Annotated in this window: 16 protein-coding genes, 1 tRNA gene and 1 riboswitch; of the genes, 8 read left to right on the forward strand and 9 right to left on the reverse strand. The window is 41.2% G+C overall.

From position 1 onward, the window contains the following. Positions 1–142: 142 nt before the first annotated feature. Genes A7P55_RS14045 through A7P55_RS14060 form a run of 4 tightly spaced genes read right to left on the reverse strand, consistent with a single transcriptional unit; the run spans position 143 to position 3,353 of the window. Positions 143–802 (reverse strand): hypothetical protein, encoded by a 660-nt coding sequence (locus A7P55_RS14045; protein ID WP_016163999.1) that lies wholly within the window; start codon positions 800–802, stop codon positions 143–145. Positions 803–835: 33 nt separating this feature from the next. Beyond that, positions 836–1,651 (reverse strand): NADPH-dependent 7-cyano-7-deazaguanine reductase QueF, encoded by an 816-nt coding sequence (gene queF / locus A7P55_RS14050; protein ID WP_171552566.1) that lies wholly within the window; start codon positions 1,649–1,651, stop codon positions 836–838. Beyond that, the gene (locus A7P55_RS14055; protein WP_171552567.1) at positions 1,648–2,421 is read right to left on the reverse strand and encodes an ABC transporter permease; all 774 of its coding nucleotides are present in this window, start codon (positions 2,419–2,421) and stop codon (positions 1,648–1,650) included. Before A7P55_RS14055 ends, queF begins: the two co-directional genes overlap by 4 nt. Next, positions 2,418–3,353, reverse strand: a complete 936-nt coding sequence (locus A7P55_RS14060; RefSeq protein ID WP_171552568.1) for an ABC transporter ATP-binding protein — start codon at positions 3,351–3,353, stop codon at positions 2,418–2,420. The genes A7P55_RS14055 and A7P55_RS14060 overlap by 4 nt, the downstream gene beginning before the upstream one ends. A gap of 273 nt (positions 3,354–3,626) precedes the next feature. Between A7P55_RS14060 and A7P55_RS14065 the strand changes: the two genes are divergently transcribed. Then, positions 3,627–3,702 (forward strand) — tRNA-Arg (locus tag A7P55_RS14065). Between the two features lie 95 nt (positions 3,703–3,797). Here the strand turns inward: A7P55_RS14065 and A7P55_RS14070 are convergent. Beyond that, a complete protein-coding gene (locus A7P55_RS14070; protein ID WP_171552569.1) occupies positions 3,798–4,385 on the reverse strand; it encodes a hypothetical protein in 588 nt (195 codons plus the stop codon). 148 nt (positions 4,386–4,533) lie between these two features. Beyond that, positions 4,534–5,217 carry a DUF3820 family protein gene (locus tag A7P55_RS14075; RefSeq protein WP_171552570.1) on the reverse strand — a complete coding sequence of 228 codons (684 nt, stop codon included), beginning with the start codon at positions 5,215–5,217 and terminating at the stop codon, positions 4,534–4,536. Between the two features lie 255 nt (positions 5,218–5,472). Between A7P55_RS14075 and A7P55_RS14080 the strand changes: the two genes are divergently transcribed. After that, positions 5,473–6,720, forward strand: coding sequence for an alpha/beta fold hydrolase (locus tag A7P55_RS14080; protein ID WP_171552571.1), 1,248 nt, complete (start codon positions 5,473–5,475; stop codon positions 6,718–6,720). 51 nt (positions 6,721–6,771) lie between these two features. On the opposite strand, the gene A7P55_RS14085 is transcribed toward A7P55_RS14080, so the two are convergent. Beyond that, positions 6,772–7,599 (reverse strand): DUF695 domain-containing protein, encoded by an 828-nt coding sequence (locus tag A7P55_RS14085; protein WP_171552572.1) that lies wholly within the window; start codon positions 7,597–7,599, stop codon positions 6,772–6,774. A 163-nt stretch (positions 7,600–7,762) separates the two neighbouring features. On the opposite strand from A7P55_RS14085, the gene glyA reads away from it, so the two are divergent. The 6 genes from glyA to A7P55_RS14115 all read left to right on the forward strand — a co-directional run bounded on the left by glyA (position 7,763) and on the right by A7P55_RS14115 (position 16,239). Further along, positions 7,763–9,016 (forward strand): serine hydroxymethyltransferase, encoded by a 1,254-nt coding sequence (gene glyA / locus A7P55_RS14090; RefSeq protein WP_005313196.1) that lies wholly within the window; start codon positions 7,763–7,765, stop codon positions 9,014–9,016. A gap of 208 nt (positions 9,017–9,224) precedes the next feature. Further along, positions 9,225–9,326, forward strand: a riboswitch (guanidine-I (ykkC/yxkD leader). 46 nt (positions 9,327–9,372) lie between these two features. Then, entirely contained in the window at positions 9,373–10,110 is a 738-nt protein-coding gene (locus tag A7P55_RS14095) for an urea amidolyase associated protein UAAP1 (protein ID WP_171552573.1), read from the forward strand. A gap of 16 nt (positions 10,111–10,126) precedes the next feature. Beyond that, positions 10,127–10,771, forward strand: a complete 645-nt coding sequence (locus A7P55_RS14100) for an urea amidolyase associated protein UAAP2 (RefSeq protein ID WP_005274703.1) — start codon at positions 10,127–10,129, stop codon at positions 10,769–10,771. A gap of 9 nt (positions 10,772–10,780) precedes the next feature. Beyond that, complete coding sequence (gene uca / locus A7P55_RS14105; protein ID WP_171552574.1) at positions 10,781–14,386, forward strand: urea carboxylase; 3,606 nt, start codon at positions 10,781–10,783, stop codon at positions 14,384–14,386. A gap of 301 nt (positions 14,387–14,687) precedes the next feature. Next, positions 14,688–15,125 (forward strand): ribbon-helix-helix protein, CopG family, encoded by a 438-nt coding sequence (locus A7P55_RS14110; protein WP_005187690.1) that lies wholly within the window; start codon positions 14,688–14,690, stop codon positions 15,123–15,125. A 79-nt stretch (positions 15,126–15,204) separates the two neighbouring features. Continuing rightward, a complete protein-coding gene (locus tag A7P55_RS14115; protein ID WP_171553249.1) occupies positions 15,205–16,239 on the forward strand; it encodes an ABC transporter substrate-binding protein in 1,035 nt (344 codons plus the stop codon). Between the two features lie 126 nt (positions 16,240–16,365). Here A7P55_RS14115 and A7P55_RS14120 read toward each other — a convergent pair whose 3' ends face one another. Continuing rightward, complete coding sequence (locus A7P55_RS14120; protein WP_171552575.1) at positions 16,366–17,241, reverse strand: hypothetical protein; 876 nt, start codon at positions 17,239–17,241, stop codon at positions 16,366–16,368. After that, entirely contained in the window at positions 17,238–18,254 is a 1,017-nt protein-coding gene (locus A7P55_RS14125; RefSeq protein WP_171552576.1) for an isopenicillin N synthase family oxygenase, read from the reverse strand. Before A7P55_RS14125 ends, A7P55_RS14120 begins: the two co-directional genes overlap by 4 nt. Positions 18,255–18,306 lie beyond the last annotated feature (52 nt).

Raw genomic sequence — 18,306 nt, forward strand, 5'->3', positions numbered from 1 at the left:
CAGGTAAATCAACGCTTCGCGAATGCTAACATAAACGCTGATTTAGACAATGCAAATTTAGAAATTGTGACATTTATAAGAGATTAATTTGGCATAAAAAAAGCGACGATTTGGTAATCGTCGCTTTCTCAGCATTCTAGACTTATTTTTGTACCAAAAGTTGGTCGAAGTGCTTAGTAAAGACTTCAAGTTCCACTTGGCTTAAGCTCGGAATCAGTTTCTTAATCACGATATGAACAGCAGTTTCAACCCCACTGGTCGCAACGCTGGCAACGCCACGTTTCACCATACCTAGACCAAGGGTTTTGTTGAATTCAGTCATAAAGTGATGAATTAAGGCATCCGCAAAAGCTTTAAACTGCTTTGTTAAAGCATCACGTTGCTCTTTACCGTTTCCAGCAGCGACCTCTGCAAAGCTCTTTTTCATCTCTGCGACAAGGCTATCTGGTAATACAGTCCCGATACGTTGCTTGCCTTCATTATCAATGAATAAGCTCTTTTCCATGAATGCGAGTGATTCAAGCACTTGTTCATTTGAAGCTTTACCTAATAGCTGCTTCATCAAGGTTTCAACAATGCCGCGAATTTTAATTGCAAGACCTTCAGTCGTATCACGTTTGTCACTTGGTGGAAATTGTTGAACCAAGTGAACCAACATAGTGTCAATTAACTCATCAGTTAGCTGTAGAGAAATTTTGTCACGTAAAGGGTATTGTGGCTCTTTACTATCACGGTTGGCTTGTGCAAGTTGAATGTCCTGACTCAAACTTGCTGACGGAAGAATCCCGAAATAACTGGTCATTGAAGAACGTCCTCTATATCAAATTTATTCGTTTTATTGTCGTGCCAAGCGAATTGGCTCGGGCATCCATGACAAATCTGATACTCGGCATGGGTTAATATCCAAGCCCCCGCGGCGAGTATAAGTTGCATAGACCATCAGTTTTTCTGGTTTTAGAAGTTGCCAAATATCCGCAAATATTTGCTCAACACATTGTTCATGGAAACCATTATGCTGACGGTACGAGATAATATAAGCTAAAACGCTGCGATAACAAGGTTTTTTACCTTGTAAACGAATAAAAACCGTGCCCCAATCGGGCTGACCAGTTACAGGGCAATTGCTTCTTAATAAATGTGAATACAACTCGATTTCAACTTCATCCTCTACAGATGTATCTCGCTGCAATAAAGTCGAATCAGGATGTTCGGATAAACGCTCAGGAATGAGATCATCGATACAAATCCCTTTAGGTTTAGATATCTCTAAATCATCAACTTGGAACAGTTGTAATTCAACTTTTGCACCCGCAGCATTGGATAAATCACGCTCAACGGTTTCAACAAAGGCTTGCTGAGATTCAAATTGAGTGAAGTTCATGCTATTGAAATAAAGTTTTAATGACTTTGATTCAATTAAATTGGGTGAACTGGCAGGTAAGGTTAAGCGACCAATCGCCACTTGCGGTAAACCAAGATTATTCAGCCATGAAATTTCAAATACATGCCACCAGTCTTTACCCTGAGTAATGCCTTCAATATGCGCATATTGTTGACGAGACTCAGCACGCGCAATTGGAAATAAAACATCTGGCTGATATTGAGTAGGGTATTGGGTGTCTTTTCCCAATAAAGAATGTTCAACACTCATTCACGCATTCCTGAACCACGAGCTAATAAATGATAGGCAATTGCATAGAGGACAACACAGCAAAGTGTCACGATACCTAAAGAGAAGGTCACATTAACATCGCTATGCCCTAAAATACCGTAACGGAAGGCATTGACCATATATACAATCGGATTAACTAAAGAGACGTTTTGCCAAAATGGGCTGAGTGCACTAATGGCATAGAACACCCCACCTAAATAGGTGAGCGGTGTTAATACGAAAGTCGGGATAATTGAAATATCATCAAACGACTTGGCATAGACCGCATTGATGAAACCGCCCAATGAAAATAATAATGAAGTAATAATGACTGTATATATAGTCACAAACACATTATAAATTTCTAAGTGAGTAAAGAATAGGCTCATTATCGTGACGATCAAACCGACCAATACACCACGGCTGACGCCACCAATCACATAACCCCATAAGATTAAATGCAAAGGTACGGGGCTCATGATCAGTTCTTCGATACTTTTCTGGAATTTGGCACTAAAGAAGCTTGAGGAAACGTTAGCATAGCTGTTGGTGATCACGGCCATCATAATTAAACCAGGCACAATAAACTGCATGTAGCTAAAGCCACCCATTTCACCGATACGGGAACCCACCAAGTTGCCAAAAATCACAAAGTACAAACTCATGGTGATGGCGGGTGGAAGCAGGGTTTGTGGCCAAATTCGCATAAAGCGACGAATTTCTTTAACAACTAAGGTCCAAAGCGCAGTTTTTAATTGATTAAAGTTCATTCGTCCGCTCCTGCAAGATTTTTCTCGACCATTTTTACGAACAATTCTTCTAAGCGATTCGATTTATTACGCATACTGCTGACTTGGATATTCTGTGACTGTAATAACAAGAACAGGTCATTCATGCTATGTGCCTTATCCATGGTGACTTCTAAGGTGACGGGGTCAATTAAATTGAATTTAAAACCAATAATATTCAGGTCAAAGGCTTCAATTGGCTCAGCTAAATCAAAAATGAAAGATTCTTCATTCAGCTGATTGAGGAAACCTTTCATCGAGGTATCTTCTTTAATCACACCACGGTCAATGATTGCGATGCGACGGCACAGCATTTCTGCTTCTTCTAAATAGTGTGTTGTGAGAATGATGGATGTGCCATTTTCATTCATTTCGGTGAGGAAGTCCCACATCGAACGACGTAACTCAATATCAACGCCAGCTGTCGGTTCATCGAGAATCAGCAGTTTAGGTTCATGCATCATTGCGCGTGCAATCATCAAACGGCGTTTCATACCACCAGAGAGCATACGCGATTGAATATTGCGTTTTTCCCATAAGCCGAGCTTTTCTAAATAGTGTTCGGCACGTTGTTCGGCCAGTTTTTTGGGAATGCCGTAATAACCGGCTTGGGTCACTAAAATATCGAAAGTTTTTTCGAATTGCCCAAAGTTAAATTCTTGAGGAACAACACCAAGACATTGTTTTGCATGTGAGGGATGGGTATCTAAGTTGTGCCCAAAAATCTCAACAGAACCAGATGTTTTTTTGGTTAAAGAGCTGATGATACCAATCGTTGTCGATTTTCCTGCACCATTAGGTCCTAATAATGCATAGAATTCACCTTCAGGTACGGTAAGGTCGATCCCTTTTAACGCCTGAAAACCATTACGATAAGTTTTGGACAAACCACTCAACACCAAAGCATCAGTCATAAACGTCTCACGTTGTTAAATAGAACGGGTATTTTGAGCGATATGAAAAAATAAACCAAGTAGAAAAATAGGTTTATGGCGTGTTAAAAACAGAACGTTGTCTGTTGGGCTTGATTCAAGCGTAAGGAGATAGGTTTTTGTTAAATTAAACTGTTTAAAAGTAATTAGATAATTCTATAAGACCAAAATCGTTGTTTTAATAGACAATAAACATTTTTGTTTAAGGCTATGTATTTACCAATATGCTTTTTTTGCCTATGATGTGGCTCGCATGCGCTCATAGCTCAACTGGATAGAGTACAGGTCTCCGAAGCCTGTGGCGTGGGTTCGAGTCCCGCTGAGCGCACCAAAATTATTAATTTCTTACATAACATAATAATCATAGTCTCTCTAAATGAGCTTTTAGAGTATTGCGATTGGCTCAAATTCTTTCTTTTCACTTCTCTATAAATGCTGCACTGAATAATTAATTAATTTCAACGTTTGATTCAGTTGAGCAGGTGGAATTCGTGATTCTTGCAAGGACGTAATCCATTGCATTTGGCAGGCCTTCAGTTGTTGTAAAGAATTAATCGACTGAATTTTCTGGATTAACGGACGCGCCATTAGACCGCAATAGGTCGTGAGTGTTTGAATCATGACTTGCTGGATTTCAACAAAAGGTAATTTTTCTAACTCAAGAATTTCAGGTTCTAATTCATGTTTTAATTCAGCCTCAATCGCTTGTGGTACGATTGCGATCGTTTCTTGTGCTGTATAGGGGCCTGATGGCGTTTTGAGATCATGAGCTTTTAATTCGGGCACTACATTTTCTTTTTGAACAATAGGTGATGCTTGTTCTGCTAACAGTCCCATATCAATCAGTTGTTGAACAAGTTCAGTCGGTGCAATCCTTTCTTTATAGTCTTGATCCAGTTCTTTGAAGTCTTCATGATCAATTAAAAGTAGAAGACGGCGTTGACGTGCAGTCAATGCAATACTGCGTTCTTGTAGGGCAGTTTGCCCAAGCTCTGTTTTAAAAAAATGTGACATCTCCTAATCTCCCCCAATCAAGATCTAGACGGAGATTAAGATAAGGTTAAAAAATGACAATAATGTTAACAATTTATTAAATATCATTGTCTTGTTTAAAGTAAGTGGCAAATAAGCTAAAAATTGAGAACCTTATCCCTTATTTCACTCATTTAGTTTCTAATGCTTTGCGTAAATACGGGTCAAGATCATCCTGACGCATGAGCCACTGAATATAGTCAGCAGGCAGGTCTTGAATGGCAGTACCTTTATGTTTGCCAAATGTAATGCTTTTAGGAATACGGGCATCTTCAGATGCAAGATAAAGTTGTTCAATATTTTGAATGTTCAACTGATGAATAATATGCATCAGAATGTTGGCGGTTAAGATAATGTCTGCATCGGCTCGATGTGCACCTTTTAACATTTCCCGTGCTTTATCACTACCTTTTGAGATCAGGTAAATCAGGGCGGAAATGTTGTGCGCTTCGGAATCTTCCCATACGCGACGAGCTAAGGCCAAGGTACAAATTGGTTTTAGTTTGGATGTATCAATGCCACAGCGTGCAATTGCTGCAATATCATAGTCAACATTATGTCCAATGATGTAAGTGGTCTGAGCAGGAAACTGAAACTCATTATAAAAAGGTTGGTCTACGAGATCGGATTCTAAAATATGATGTACTGCCATTGCCGCGAAGGAAATAGGCTGGCCAACCTGATAAAGCTGATCAAAAATTTGTTTTTTATCGAGGCTAAGTTTTCCATTTTCAATTTCAATCGGAGCATAGGCAATTTCAATTGGCAAACCATTTAGCGTATGGGTTTCAGTATCTAAGATGATTGCTTGCATAAAAATGTCCTAGCTTGAGTTGAGAATTTTGATATCTTACAAGAAAATCATTGTGAGCTGTGTTGAATGAGAGCGTTACCGTTTGGTTTTTTAAAAAAATTAGAAAAGATTTTGATTCAATTTGGATAAATAAGCGGCGAAATAAAAAAATACTTGAACAATTTGATATTAAGCGCATCCTTATGGAAGTAATTGCCTTAGTAAAATAAATGCTAAGTATTAAAATGACAACGATAAAAATTAGGGATACATGACATGAATATGAAATTATTAACGGTTGCACTCCTCAGCTCAAGTGTGTTGCTTACCGCATGTAATGACGATAACGACAATATTTCGTTTGTACCGAAGCCAGAAATTCCAGAAAATAATATTAAAAATCCTGTGGTTGGTATTCCTGTCGCTTATACCAAAACAGATTTTAGCGCTGTGGCTGCTGAAAGTTCGGTCATGACGTATAAAATGTTAGGACAAAATGGTAAAGAAACCATGGCAACCAGTTTATTGTTTGTCCCTGGTGGACCAACGCCAGCAGGCGGCTGGAAAATTGTTGCTTGGGCGCATGGTACAACTGGAGTTGCAGATCAATGTGCACCTAGTCGTAATGCGACTAATCCTGCTATTAAAGATATGATTAGCCAATTTTTGGCAGCAGGTTATGTGGTGGTTGCACCTGACTATGAGGGTTTAGGAGAGCCAAGTGGTCGCGAACTTCATCCTTTCTTGAATGTTAAAAGTGAGGCATATTCAATTACCGATGCGGTGGTTGCTGCACGCTATTATTTAGCAGGGCAAGGTAAACTGCTTTCACGTCAATGGATGACCGTTGGGCACTCTCAAGGTGGGCAAGCCGCATTAGGTGCAGCACAATATCAAAGTCGTGCTAAGCTTGACTATAAAGGGACAATTGCTGTTGCACCTGCCTCTAATTTAGCTGCGATTTTAGTCAATGGTAATGCGTCAGTTGAGAATGCACCTTTAGCACAAAAAATTGCGATGTACGCACAGTTAGATACATATACTGCATTGATCACAGCCGGGCTTAGAAATAGTGAGCCTGCTTTAACTTATCGAGATGTATTTAAAGTTCCTACTGATGATGTGGCAAGTAAAGCTGAAAGCTTATGCGCTAGTGGCGACAAAAGTTTAGGGCAAGCTTTTGTCCAAAGTATGGGGATTTATGCTGCAAGCCATAATAATAGTCTAGATGGTTACCCACGAACTCAAACTAACTTTATGGGTATTCCTGTGATAAAAACATTCTTGGATACAGATTCCCAGCCTGCTCAAGTGAAGTTGAATCAACCTGTCACTATTTATCAGGGCGACAAAGATACAACTGTTCCTAAAGCTGTAACGGATGTGTTGGTCGCAACTGCTCAAAACAAAGGATCAAAAATCCAATATATTACCAATGCAGAGTGGGATCATAGTACTGCCTATGAGGCGAATATTGTGAATATTGTGAATGATGTAAAAACGAAAATGTCTGCCAATAATTAAGAGACGAGATAAGCCCGATTTATTTTTTACAATGTAAGTTGGGTTGTTTATTTAATTTCTAATGATCTGTGTTTCCCAACCATCATATTTAGCATTAAATTGTTGAGCCAATTTATTTAGCTGTGTAGTACATGCATCAATAGATTGTTGGTTCACAGAGTCTTTTCTGGAAATTTGTAGTTGATAATGAAAGTTTTCACTTCCTTCAACTTGACCTTGCTGAATAATTTCAAAGCCTAAAGATAGAATTGCTTTTGCAAAAACAGTTCGGTCTGTGTCATTTTGGAAGTAAATCCAGTGATCTATAGGACGTTCAACTTCAAGATTATCTCCATGATTTAAAAGTTCTTCAATGACAGATCTATTCGAAATGGATTGCATGATTTCTTCAGTTGGATACATATAATCGAAATAGGTTGACCAATCAGAGTCAGCTTTTTGGCCAAAATGACAACTATAGCGTGGATAAGATTGCATGATTTTATGAATAATAGGGTGTACATTTATTCCATCTTTGCAATAAAAGTAAAAATATCTCAAGTGATTATGAGTCAAACGGCCGACATAGAGAGCTGGGAGTCTGGTGGTAAGCGCTGGGATGATTTGATCCTCTAATTCGATCAGATGATCAAATTCCTCACTGGAAGATAGGCCATCTTCTCTTGAATGGTTCATCTGTATCTCAACCCAGAGTAAGGTTGATCTATCTGATATCGGTGCAATTCTCGTTAAAGCGAGATTAAGAAAATAACTTGCAGGTTGCCCATCTATATCACACATATAAAAATCCCAATTTTCTGGAACTTCTAGTAATTGATTGGTAGATTCTTTCAGGGTTATATGATTCTTATTCGGCCAAAATTTATCTATTAATCCCATTTAGATATCCTTTTTTATTTGAGTTGTTAGCATAACAAGTAAGATGAGTAAATTTCACGAATAATTAAATAAATATCAATCTGTGAAACCATAAACTTCGTGCTACAATATGCACCAATCTTTAGCACGGCTTAAAAGCCCTAATTCATAGGACCCTCCGCTAATGTTTGCCAATATCTCTATTGCTGAATTTGATCCAGAATTAGCTCAAGCGATTGCTTCTGAAGGCGTACGCCAAGAAGCACATATCGAGTTAATCGCATCTGAAAACTATTGCTCACCAGCTGTAATGGAAGCACAAGGATCAAAACTTACGAATAAATATGCAGAAGGCTATCCTGGCAAACGCTACTATGGCGGTTGTGAATATGTGGACGTGATTGAACAACTTGCAATTGATCGTGCAAAAGAGTTGTTTGGTGCAGACTATGCAAACGTTCAACCACATGCGGGTTCACAAGCAAACTCTGCGGTTTACCTAGCGCTTCTTAACCCAGGTGATACCGTTCTTGGTATGAGCTTGGCTCACGGTGGTCACTTGACTCACGGTGCTAAAGTCAGCTTTTCTGGTAAAACATATAACGCTGTTCAGTATGGTTTAAATACTGAAACTGGCGAAATTGATTATGAAGAAGTAGAACGTTTAGCATTGGAACACAAGCCACGCATGATCGTTGCTGGTTTCTCTGCATACAGTCAAATCGTTGATTGGCAGCGTTTCCGTGACATCGCAGACAAAGTAGGTGCATACCTTTTTGTTGATATGGCGCATGTTGCTGGTTTAGTTGCTGCGGGTGTATATCCTAACCCAGTGCAAATTGCAGACGTAACTACAACTACGACGCATAAAACACTTCGTGGTCCACGTTCTGGTTTAATTCTTGCGAAAGCAAATGAAGAAATCGAAAAGAAACTTCAATCAGCTGTATTCCCAGGCAACCAAGGTGGTCCTTTGATGCATGCAATTGCCGCTAAAGCAATCTGCTTCAAAGAAGCAATGTCTGATGAGTTTAAAACTTACCAACAACAAGTTGTGAAAAACGCACAAGCAATGGCTGAAGTATTGATTGCACGTGGTTATGATGTTGTTTCTGGTGGTACAGAAAACCATTTATTCTTATTGTCTTTGATCAAACAAGACGTAACGGGTAAAGAAGTTGATGCTTGGTTAGGTTCAGCGCACATCACTGTAAACAAAAATGCGGTTCCAAATGATCCACGTTCTCCGTTTGTGACTTCTGGTATCCGTATTGGTACGCCAGCAGTGACGACTCGTGGTTTCGGTGAAGCTGAAGTACGTGAACTTGCAGGTTGGATCGCTGACGTGATCGACAGCAAAGGTGATGAAAAAGTGATTGCTGACGTAAAAGCAAAAGTTGAAGCTGTTTGTGCAAAATTCCCAGTCTATGCAAACTAATTTGTATAGTTAAAAAAAGCGCCGTAAGGCGCTTTTTTTATGGGTAAAGAAAACTAAAAAAGATCAATCATTTCTATTCAATAGCATCAAGTTGGTGCTTATATTTTAAAAAATGCACTCTGAACAAGCTAAAAATGATCCTTTTGGTATTACGAATATGAAAAATCGTATTACCAATCTGGCATGTCTTTTGCTTCATAACAACATAGATAAAGTTGTCTAGGGTTCCGATGTCTCTGTATGGAGGCATGACTGGTCCGAGAGAGAACGGTTCGATAGAACTACACGGAGGGATAAAAGCCCGGGAGGTCAGGCATATTGCCATAACGAGGTTAAGCATCCGCAAGAGGTTTGTTATGAATCAATCGTTCTATCACGACAATAAAATACTGTGGCAAGAAACATTGCCTGGTGGGCATCATTGGTCGGGTCGCATTCAACGAGGGGCAGTTTTACAGCTTGAAGCGCTGGGGCAGCAGGCCAATGTGTCTTTGTTCTGTGTCAATGCTGATGACAAACTTGAGCGTTTTAATATGCCCGATAGTCTAAAAGCACAGCATACGGCTTTTCTCTCGACAGGGCATGTTTTGTACTCTGATCTTGGCCGTGTGATGGCCTCCATTGTTCAAGATGAGCATGGCTGGAATGATGTGTTTTGCGGTCCAAGTACCGCACAGCATATTGCACAAAATTTTGGCAAAAAAAACTTTCAGGATGCGCGTAATGATATGCATCAAAATGGTCTAGATAGTTTATTGGTGGAATTGAACAAGTTTGGTCTAGGTCAAGTGGATTTGAGTGCGACGGTAAATTTATTTTCAAAAGTCCAGCCCGATGATCATGGTCGGTTAAGTTATGTCACAGACGACAATCAACAGCAAAAGATTGAACTGCGCTTTGAAATGGATTGTCTGGTTTTTCTTTCTGCGGCACCACATCCACTCGATTTATCTACACAGTATCAACCCGCCGATATCCAACTTCGTCTATTCAAAGCCAATGCCTTAACTGAACAAGATGTTTGTCGGGATTCATGCGCGCAAAATCAGCGTGGTTTTGCCAATAACACACGCTATTACGCATTGTCGAATTAAGATGGGGGACGAGAAAATGACAGCATCAGCAAAGATTGAACAGATTGTTTTAGACCAGATTTGTCTTGCAGGTGAAGCATGGATGGGTGAGGTGAAGCAAGGTCAGTATTTCCGCATTATTGATCTGGAAGGAAACCAAGCCGTTGATACCTTATTTATCAGTGCCAATAATGCCGAAGAACGTTATAGCGCAACCGATACCTTGGCGCAAAATCAGCAGCTTTATCTGGAAAAAGGCACAACCTTATTTAGTAATTTTGCCCGTCCAATTGCTCGGATTGTCGATGACAATTGTGGCAGACATGACACCTTAGGTGGCGCATGTTCATGCGAAAGCAATACCGTCCGTTATGCACACGATAAATATCCGATGCATAGTTGCCGTAATAATTTTATGTACGCCTTGGCACAACATCCAATTGCCAAAAAGCATCAGCTCAATGTCCGTCATATTGGGCCCAATATTAACTTTTTTATGAATGTACCCGTGACTGCAGACGGCCATTTAAAGTTTGAAGATGGCGTTTCGGCAGCGGGTAAATATGTCGAGATCAAAGCGGAAATGGATTTGATCGTTCTGATTTCAAATTGTCCGCAATTGAATAATCCTTGCAATGCCTATAACCCGACCAAAATTCAACTTGTTATACGTGACGCGTGAGGTGGCATAATGTTTAAAAAAGTACTGATTGCCAATCGTGGGGCGATTGCCTGTCGTGTCATTCGTAGCTTAAAAAAACTTGGGATTCAATCGGTTGCGGTCTATTCCGAAGCGGATCGGGACTCCTTGCATGTCAGTTTAGCCGATGAAGCGATTTTTATCGGCGATTCAGCTGCACAACAAAGCTATTTAAATATTGAAAAAATCCTTGCCGCAGCACAGCACACTGGGGCGGAAGCGATTCATCCGGGTTATGGTTTTTTATCGGAAAATGCCGCATTTTGTGATCTGTGCGAGCAACACGGTATAGCCTTTATTGGTCCGACCTCACAGCAAATGCGTGATTTTGGTCTAAAACATACCGCACGAGCATTGGCGATTCAGAACCATGTACCCTTGCTACCGGGCAGTCAGTTGCTTATCGACTTGGATGATGCATTGCTTCAGGCCGATCAGATTGGCTATCCCGTGATGCTGAAAAGCACCGCAGGCGGTGGTGGTATTGGTATGCGTCTGGTCTGGAATGAACAGGAATTAAAAGAAGCCTATCAAACCGTTTCCTATCTGGCGCAAGCGAACTTTAAAGATGCAGGACTGTATCTGGAAAAGTTTGTCGAAAATGCCCGTCACATTGAGGTGCAAATTTTTGGCGATGGTCAAGGTCATGTCATTGCACTTGGTGAGCGCGATTGTTCGGTACAACGCCGTAATCAAAAAGTGATTGAGGAAACACCCGCACCACATTTGAATGATACGCAACGCACGTATATTCAACAGGTTGCTATTCAATTGATGCAGTCGGTGCAGTATCGTTCCGCGGGTACGGTTGAATTTGTGATGGATACCGATACCCAACAGTTTTACTTTCTGGAAGTGAATACACGCTTGCAAGTGGAACATGGGGTGACGGAACAGGTGTATGACGTTGATCTGGTGGAATGGATGGTGAGCTTGGCCAGTGGAGACTGGCAAGCACCGCAACAGATTGCGCCACCCAAAGGTCATTCGATTCAAGTGCGTTTATATGCTGAAGATCCGATTAAGAACTTTCAACCCAGCGCGGGCTTATTGACCAGTGTCAAATTTGACCCTCAATCACGGGTGGAAACTTGGGTCGAAACTGGCTCAAATGTTTCCTCATTCTATGACCCGATGATTGCAAAAATTATTGTGACGGCAACGGATCGAGAGCAGGCCATCGTTGCTATGCAAAATAGCCTAAGTAATACAGAGATTGCAGGGATTGAAACCAATCTCGAATACTTACAGGAAATTATTGCGGGTGAGGTATTTGGGCAAGGCACACAAACCACCCGTTTCTTGAATCAGTTTGAATGGAAAACCCAAAAAATAGAAGTGTTACAGGCGGGGATTCAAACTGCAGTGCAGGATGTAACAGGTCGCTTAGGGTATTGGGATGTGGGTGTTCCGCCTTCAGGTGCGATGGATGCATTGAGCTTGAATGTTGCCAATCAATTGTTGGGCAATGCATTTAACAGTTCGGGACTAGAATGTACCTTGCTTGGACCGACTTTAAAGTTTCATTGTGATAGTCAGATTGCCATCACAGGTGGTGAGATGGAGGTCAGTCTGGATGGTCAGCCAGTCGCGATGTGGTCAACCATTAATGTGCGTAAAGGTCAGGTGTTAAAATGCGGTCGTATCAGTACGGGTTGCCGTAGTTATATTGGGATTAAACATGGATTTAATCTGCCTGCGTATTTGGGCAGTTTAGCCACGTTTACCTTAGGGCAATTTGGTGGTCATGCAGGGCGTAACTTACTGATGGGTGATATGTTGCCAATCACGGGGGCGAAAAACGAGCAAACAGTTGCATTAAAACCTGAGCAAATCCCAAGTTTTAAAACCGAATGGGAAATCGCGGTCATGTATGGTCCGCATGGCGCACCTGATTTCTTTACGCCGAATGATGTTGCCATGTTTTTTGATCAAGACTGGGAGATTCACTTTAACTCGAGTCGTACCGGTATTCGCTTGATTGGCCCGAAACCTGAATGGGCACGGATTGATGGCGGCGAAGCGGGTTTACACCCATCGAATATTCATGACAATGCCTATGCGATTGGTGCCATTGATTTCACTGGGGATATGCCAATTATCTTGGGGCCTGATGGCCCGAGTTTAGGCGGCTTCGTTTGCCCTGCGGTGGTGATCAACTCAGAGTTATGGAAATTAGGTCAACTCAAAGCAGGTGATAAAGTGAGATTTATCCCTGTCAGTTATGTACAGGCGCAACAGTTAGAACAGCGTTATCAATCGGCCTTACAGAATGAAACGGCATCACAGATTAATTTTGAACCTATATTCAAAGCAGAGCCTATCACTTTAAAAAATGCCGTGTTGGCGACTTTGGATCAGGGTGCCGACAAACCCAAAGTGAGCTATCGCCCCGCAGGTAACCAATATTTGTTGGTTGAATATGGTGAACTGGTCTTAGATCTCAATTTACGTTTTCGTATTCATGCCTTAATGCAATGGGTACAACAACAAAATATTCAGGGCATCATTGATTTGACCCCAGGCATTCGTTCATTGCAGATTCATTATGATTCAATGGTTCTAGAGCAACTGGATTTACTTCGCTTGTTACAGGTGGCTGAAAGTGAATTACCCGATATTGAAAATATGCAGGTACCGTCTAGAACTGTGTATTTACCACTGGCTTGGGAAGATTCACAAACCCAACTTGCCACCGAAAAATATACCCAATTGGTTCGTCCAGATGCACCGTGGTGTCCAGATAATATCGAGTTCATTCGCCGTATTAATGGTCTTGCATCTAAGCAAGCAGTCAAAGACGTAGTCTATGACACCGCGTATTTGGTAATGGGCTTGGGAGATGTCTATCTGGGTGCACCTGTTGCCACACCGCTAGACCCGAGACATCGCCTAGTCACCACCAAATATAATCCTGCTCGAACATGGACACCAGAAAATGCGGTCGGAATTGGCGGGGCTTATATGTGTGTTTATGGCATGGAAGGGCCGGGTGGCTATCAGTTTGTAGGACGTACCACACAAGTGTGGAGTCGTTATCGTCAAAATCCGAATTTTGAAGCGCACAAACCGTGGTTGCTCAGATTCTTTGACCAAATCCGTTTCTATGAAGTGTCCGAATCTGAGCTGTTGGAAATGCGGGAAGACTTTAAAGCAGGGCGTTTGCAACTGCGGATCGAAGAAGGGGTGCTGAATCTCAAAGACTACAATGCTTTTCTAAAAGACAATGAAAGCAGTATTCAGGCTTTTAAACAGGTTCAACAAAGTAATTTTGAAGCGGAACGCCGTCGCTGGCATGAAGCAGGCTTGGCTGAATATGTTTCCGAAAGTTTGGATGCAGTATTGGATGATTCAGAAATAATTGTTCCGAGCGGTGGCATGATCGTGGAGTCACATATGCCGGGTTCGGTCTGGAAAATTGAATGTACCGTAGGCGATATTATCGAAGAAGGTGAAACCTTGGCGGTGATTGAAGCAATGAAAATTGAAATTCCAATCCTTGCGCCTGCAAAAATGAAAGTCGATAGTATCTTGATTGATAAAGCGCAAACGGTAAAAACAGGACAGGCATTGTTTACGCTAGCACCCGCTGTATAGCAATCAAAATCCATGATGCAGAAAAGGCCCTATGATGAAACATCGGGCTTTTTTTGTGTGCATTTATTCAGCAATTCACACGGGTTTTCTACTTTATTTGGCTAAAAAATTGGCATAGATACTGCATTAAATATTACGAATTATAAATTTGGTATTACTAAGGCTGAGGTGGTTATGAAAACGCAATCAATCCTAATTCAGTATTTCAAAGTTGCAGCGCGCTGTTTTGCCAATTTACTTACGGTCCGAGCAGGTCTGTATGTAAAGCAAAACCAAGTTTCTAAACAATAGTCTGATCATGATGAATGCACGTCCTAAACTGACTCGAATCAGTATTACCGTCCCTGAAAAAACGGTTGAGGCTTTAGATCAAACCATTGTCGAAGAGCATTATGAAAGTCGCTCTCAGGCAATTGTCGATATGATTAACAAGCATCTAATTGCTGAACAGGCACAGCAAAATGCAGTCATGGTGGGCACATTGACCTTGTTGTATGACGCTAGTTGTATGCCGTTGCGTATGCAACTCTTAGACTTACAACAAAAATTTTTAGAACAGGTGATCAGTTCATTACATATTCAATTGGATCAACAAAAAATATTGGAAGTCATGCTGTTACAAGGGGGTAGTAATGATCTTAAACAGATTAGTCAGCAATTTACTGCTTTAAAAGGGGTGATTAAAGGGCATCTGGAACTGATGGATGCCGTGATGCCACCCTTACAGCAAAACGATTAGGACGCAGCGGCATCGGTAGTGTCGCTCAACACGTGATTTAGATGTGCTCTGGGTGAGATTTTCAAAAAGATATGGGGTGATTATGAAGCAAGCAATAGCAACTTTATCCGTTTCAGTGCTGTTGGGACTGAGCCTTAGCGCGTGTGATAATTCCGCAAAAGTGCCAACAGCAGAAAAAGCGACCGAGGCCAAAGAGGTACCGACAACCACGCCTATTACGATTGGCTATAGTGATTGGCCTGGTTGGGTGGCTTGGCAAGTAGCGATTGAAAAAGGTTGGTTAAAAGATGCAGGGTTGAATGTTGACTTTAAATGGTTTGATTATTCAGCCTCAATTTCTGCTTTTGCCGCCAATCAACTGGATGCGGTGTTTATTACCAATGGAGATAATTTAGTCAATGCCTCGGGTGGAAGCAAGGGCATGATCATTATGGTGACCGATTATTCTGCGGGTAATGATGTGATTATTGCCAAGAATGGCATCAACAGCATCCAGGATTTAAAAGGCAAATCCATAGCAACAGAAAAGGGCTTGGTCGATCACCTGTTATTATCGACGGCTTTGACCGATGCCAAGATTCCATTCTCAGATATTAAACTGGTCAATTCAGTAACCAATGAACTTCCTCAAGTGTTTGGCAGTCAGGATATTGCTGCGATTGCAGTATGGCAACCCGTTGCCAATCAAGCGTTAAAAGCAGTGGCGGGTTCCAAGATTATTTATAGTTCCAAAGATAAGCCAGGTTTGATTTACGATACGCTTGCGGTGAATCCAACTCATTTATCGGCGCATCAAGAGGACTGGAAAAAGCTGATCCAAGTGTGGGATAAAACGGTGAAATACATCCAAGACCCTGCAACCCACGCTGATGCGGTAAAAATCATGGCTAATCGTGTTGGTGTTGATCCTCAACAATATGAGCAATTTATTGAGGGGACACATTTACTGGATATCACAGCGAATAAGAAAGTGTTCCAGAAGGGAACAGGCTTTGATTCGATTTATGGTTCGACCTATCACGTCAATCAATTCAATGTCAGTAATGGCATTTATAAAACTGCAGTGGATGTAGACGGCTTGATTTATCCGGCTTTGGTGGGTGAGTTGAAATAGATACTTTCTAGTATAAAAAAATCGTTCTATGAGAACGATTTTTTTATTTCTGGATTTTAAAACTTTAAGGACAATCTTTTTAAAGAATTGATAGTTCTTTTTAGAGTCAATCAGATAGAAACAGGATTAGTAAATTCGCGTGGCATTTTTAAATAAATGCTTTTGTTCAGCAGCCAGCCATTGTTGTGTATCCGTGGTGGTTGCGGTTGTAGTATGAAATACAAAATCAGGTTGATAGATATCTAAGTGAAAATAAAGTCGATACAGCTCACCTTCAATCTGTTTCAGTTGGGTCAGGGTATTGGCGTTCTCAATTTCAAAATCATCGAGTGAAATTGATTGCTGTAAACGACTACTGATTGTACTAAAACCAATAGAAGAACCATTTAAAGCAACTGAGACTTCATAGCTTTCAATTGTTTTTAGATCATTTTTAGAATGATCAAGTGGGCCATTTTTCAGTTGCTTTTGTTGTTGTGGAAGACGTGATTGTGCATAAGCCATGTGCTGATCGCTGATTATCAAGCCACCATCCATAGCTATCATCTGCTGTGTTGCCACATGTTGCATCTGAAAGAGGCGTAAACCTAAAAATAAACCCTGTTGAGCCTGTTGCCGCCAATCTTCGACATAGGCATGGGAAGGTGAAAACTCTAAAATACTGTTACCGATCGGGTAAAGCTTGGCGGGTTCAGGCCATTGAATATGATTCTGATAGTTTTGATGCACCTGCCAAGAGAGTAATTCACGCTCTGAATCCCATAAGGTATCGCCAATCCATCCTTGTCGCTCATGTACTGCAGTTTGATTGGCATCGATCAGTCGGAGGTCAATGCTGAAAGATTTGGACTGAAACCAGTACACAATGGTTTTTTCATCGGTCATACCATTAAAGAAGCTGATACTTTTACGTCTAAAACATCCCAGTAAATAGCGGGGTAAGGGCAAGTGATCATCAATTGGCGTTGGCTCAAGTTGCGCGAGTAAGTTGATTAGATTCATTCACCTGCTCCTTGTTCATTTAAACCAAAGGAGTACAGCGGACGGGCATTTTCAAGTACCAGCTCGCCTGATTGAATGCGTTGCTTGAGGTACATAAAAGTTTGAGCGGTCTGATTGAATAGATGCTCACCGCCTTTCATAGGCGGGTATAACGGTGCTTCATTGGGAATCAGTGGCTGAATCAGATAGTCATAATCACAGGAGAAGAACAGCGGAAAAGAGTAACGTTCTTGCTGCACCCGTCGAACACGATGTTTGGTTGCCAGATAACGACCATTAGATAAGATCTCCATCATATCGCCAATATTCATTACCATGGTGTTTTCAATTAAGGGAATATCGATCCATTCACCTTGTTTATTCAGTACCTGTAAACCTTCCGCCGTTGGAAATAACAGGGTAAAACATTCATAGTCGGTATGTGCACCAATGCCTGATTGATCTTGTGCCTCAGGATTGTAAGGATAATGAATCAGTCTTAATTGGCTCGGCGCATGCTTTAAATGCGGTTCAAAAAAGTCTTCATTCAGCTCAAGTGCCAAAGCAAAAGCTTTAAATAGCTGATTACCGATGGCTTTGATATGTTGATAATAATTTAAGACGGTGTGTTTAAAGTGGGCATCTTCAGGCCATAGTGTTGGTCCGATTAAAGGGCGACGATGCTGCTCACCGAGATAGTCATAATTGATGTCATAGGATTCTTTTAGATCATAGACATTGGCTTTGAATTGTTCCTCACCGATTGGCACATAACCACTATGATTTTCGGAAAGACCAATATAATGTTGCATTTTAGTGGCTTGGTCTTGGCTAAAATAGTGCTGTGCGACATGTTTTAACTGATCGAACAGTTCGGGCTGAAATTGTTCTCCTTGAATGTATAAGAAGCCAACCTCCTTACAGGCTTGATCAAGTTGCTTGACCACCTGTTTGCGATCTTCTAAACGCTCACTGTTGAGGGGTGAAATATCAATTAAGGGCAACACATAATCATGGTTCATGAGATCCACCATTGGCTGGTCGTCCAGCAATAAATGAAGCAGATTGGGTCGTCCCAAACGCTAT

This window comes from Acinetobacter sp. Ac_5812 (assembly GCF_013072695.1).
In the GTDB taxonomy this organism is placed as follows: Bacteria; Pseudomonadota; Gammaproteobacteria; order Pseudomonadales; family Moraxellaceae; genus Acinetobacter.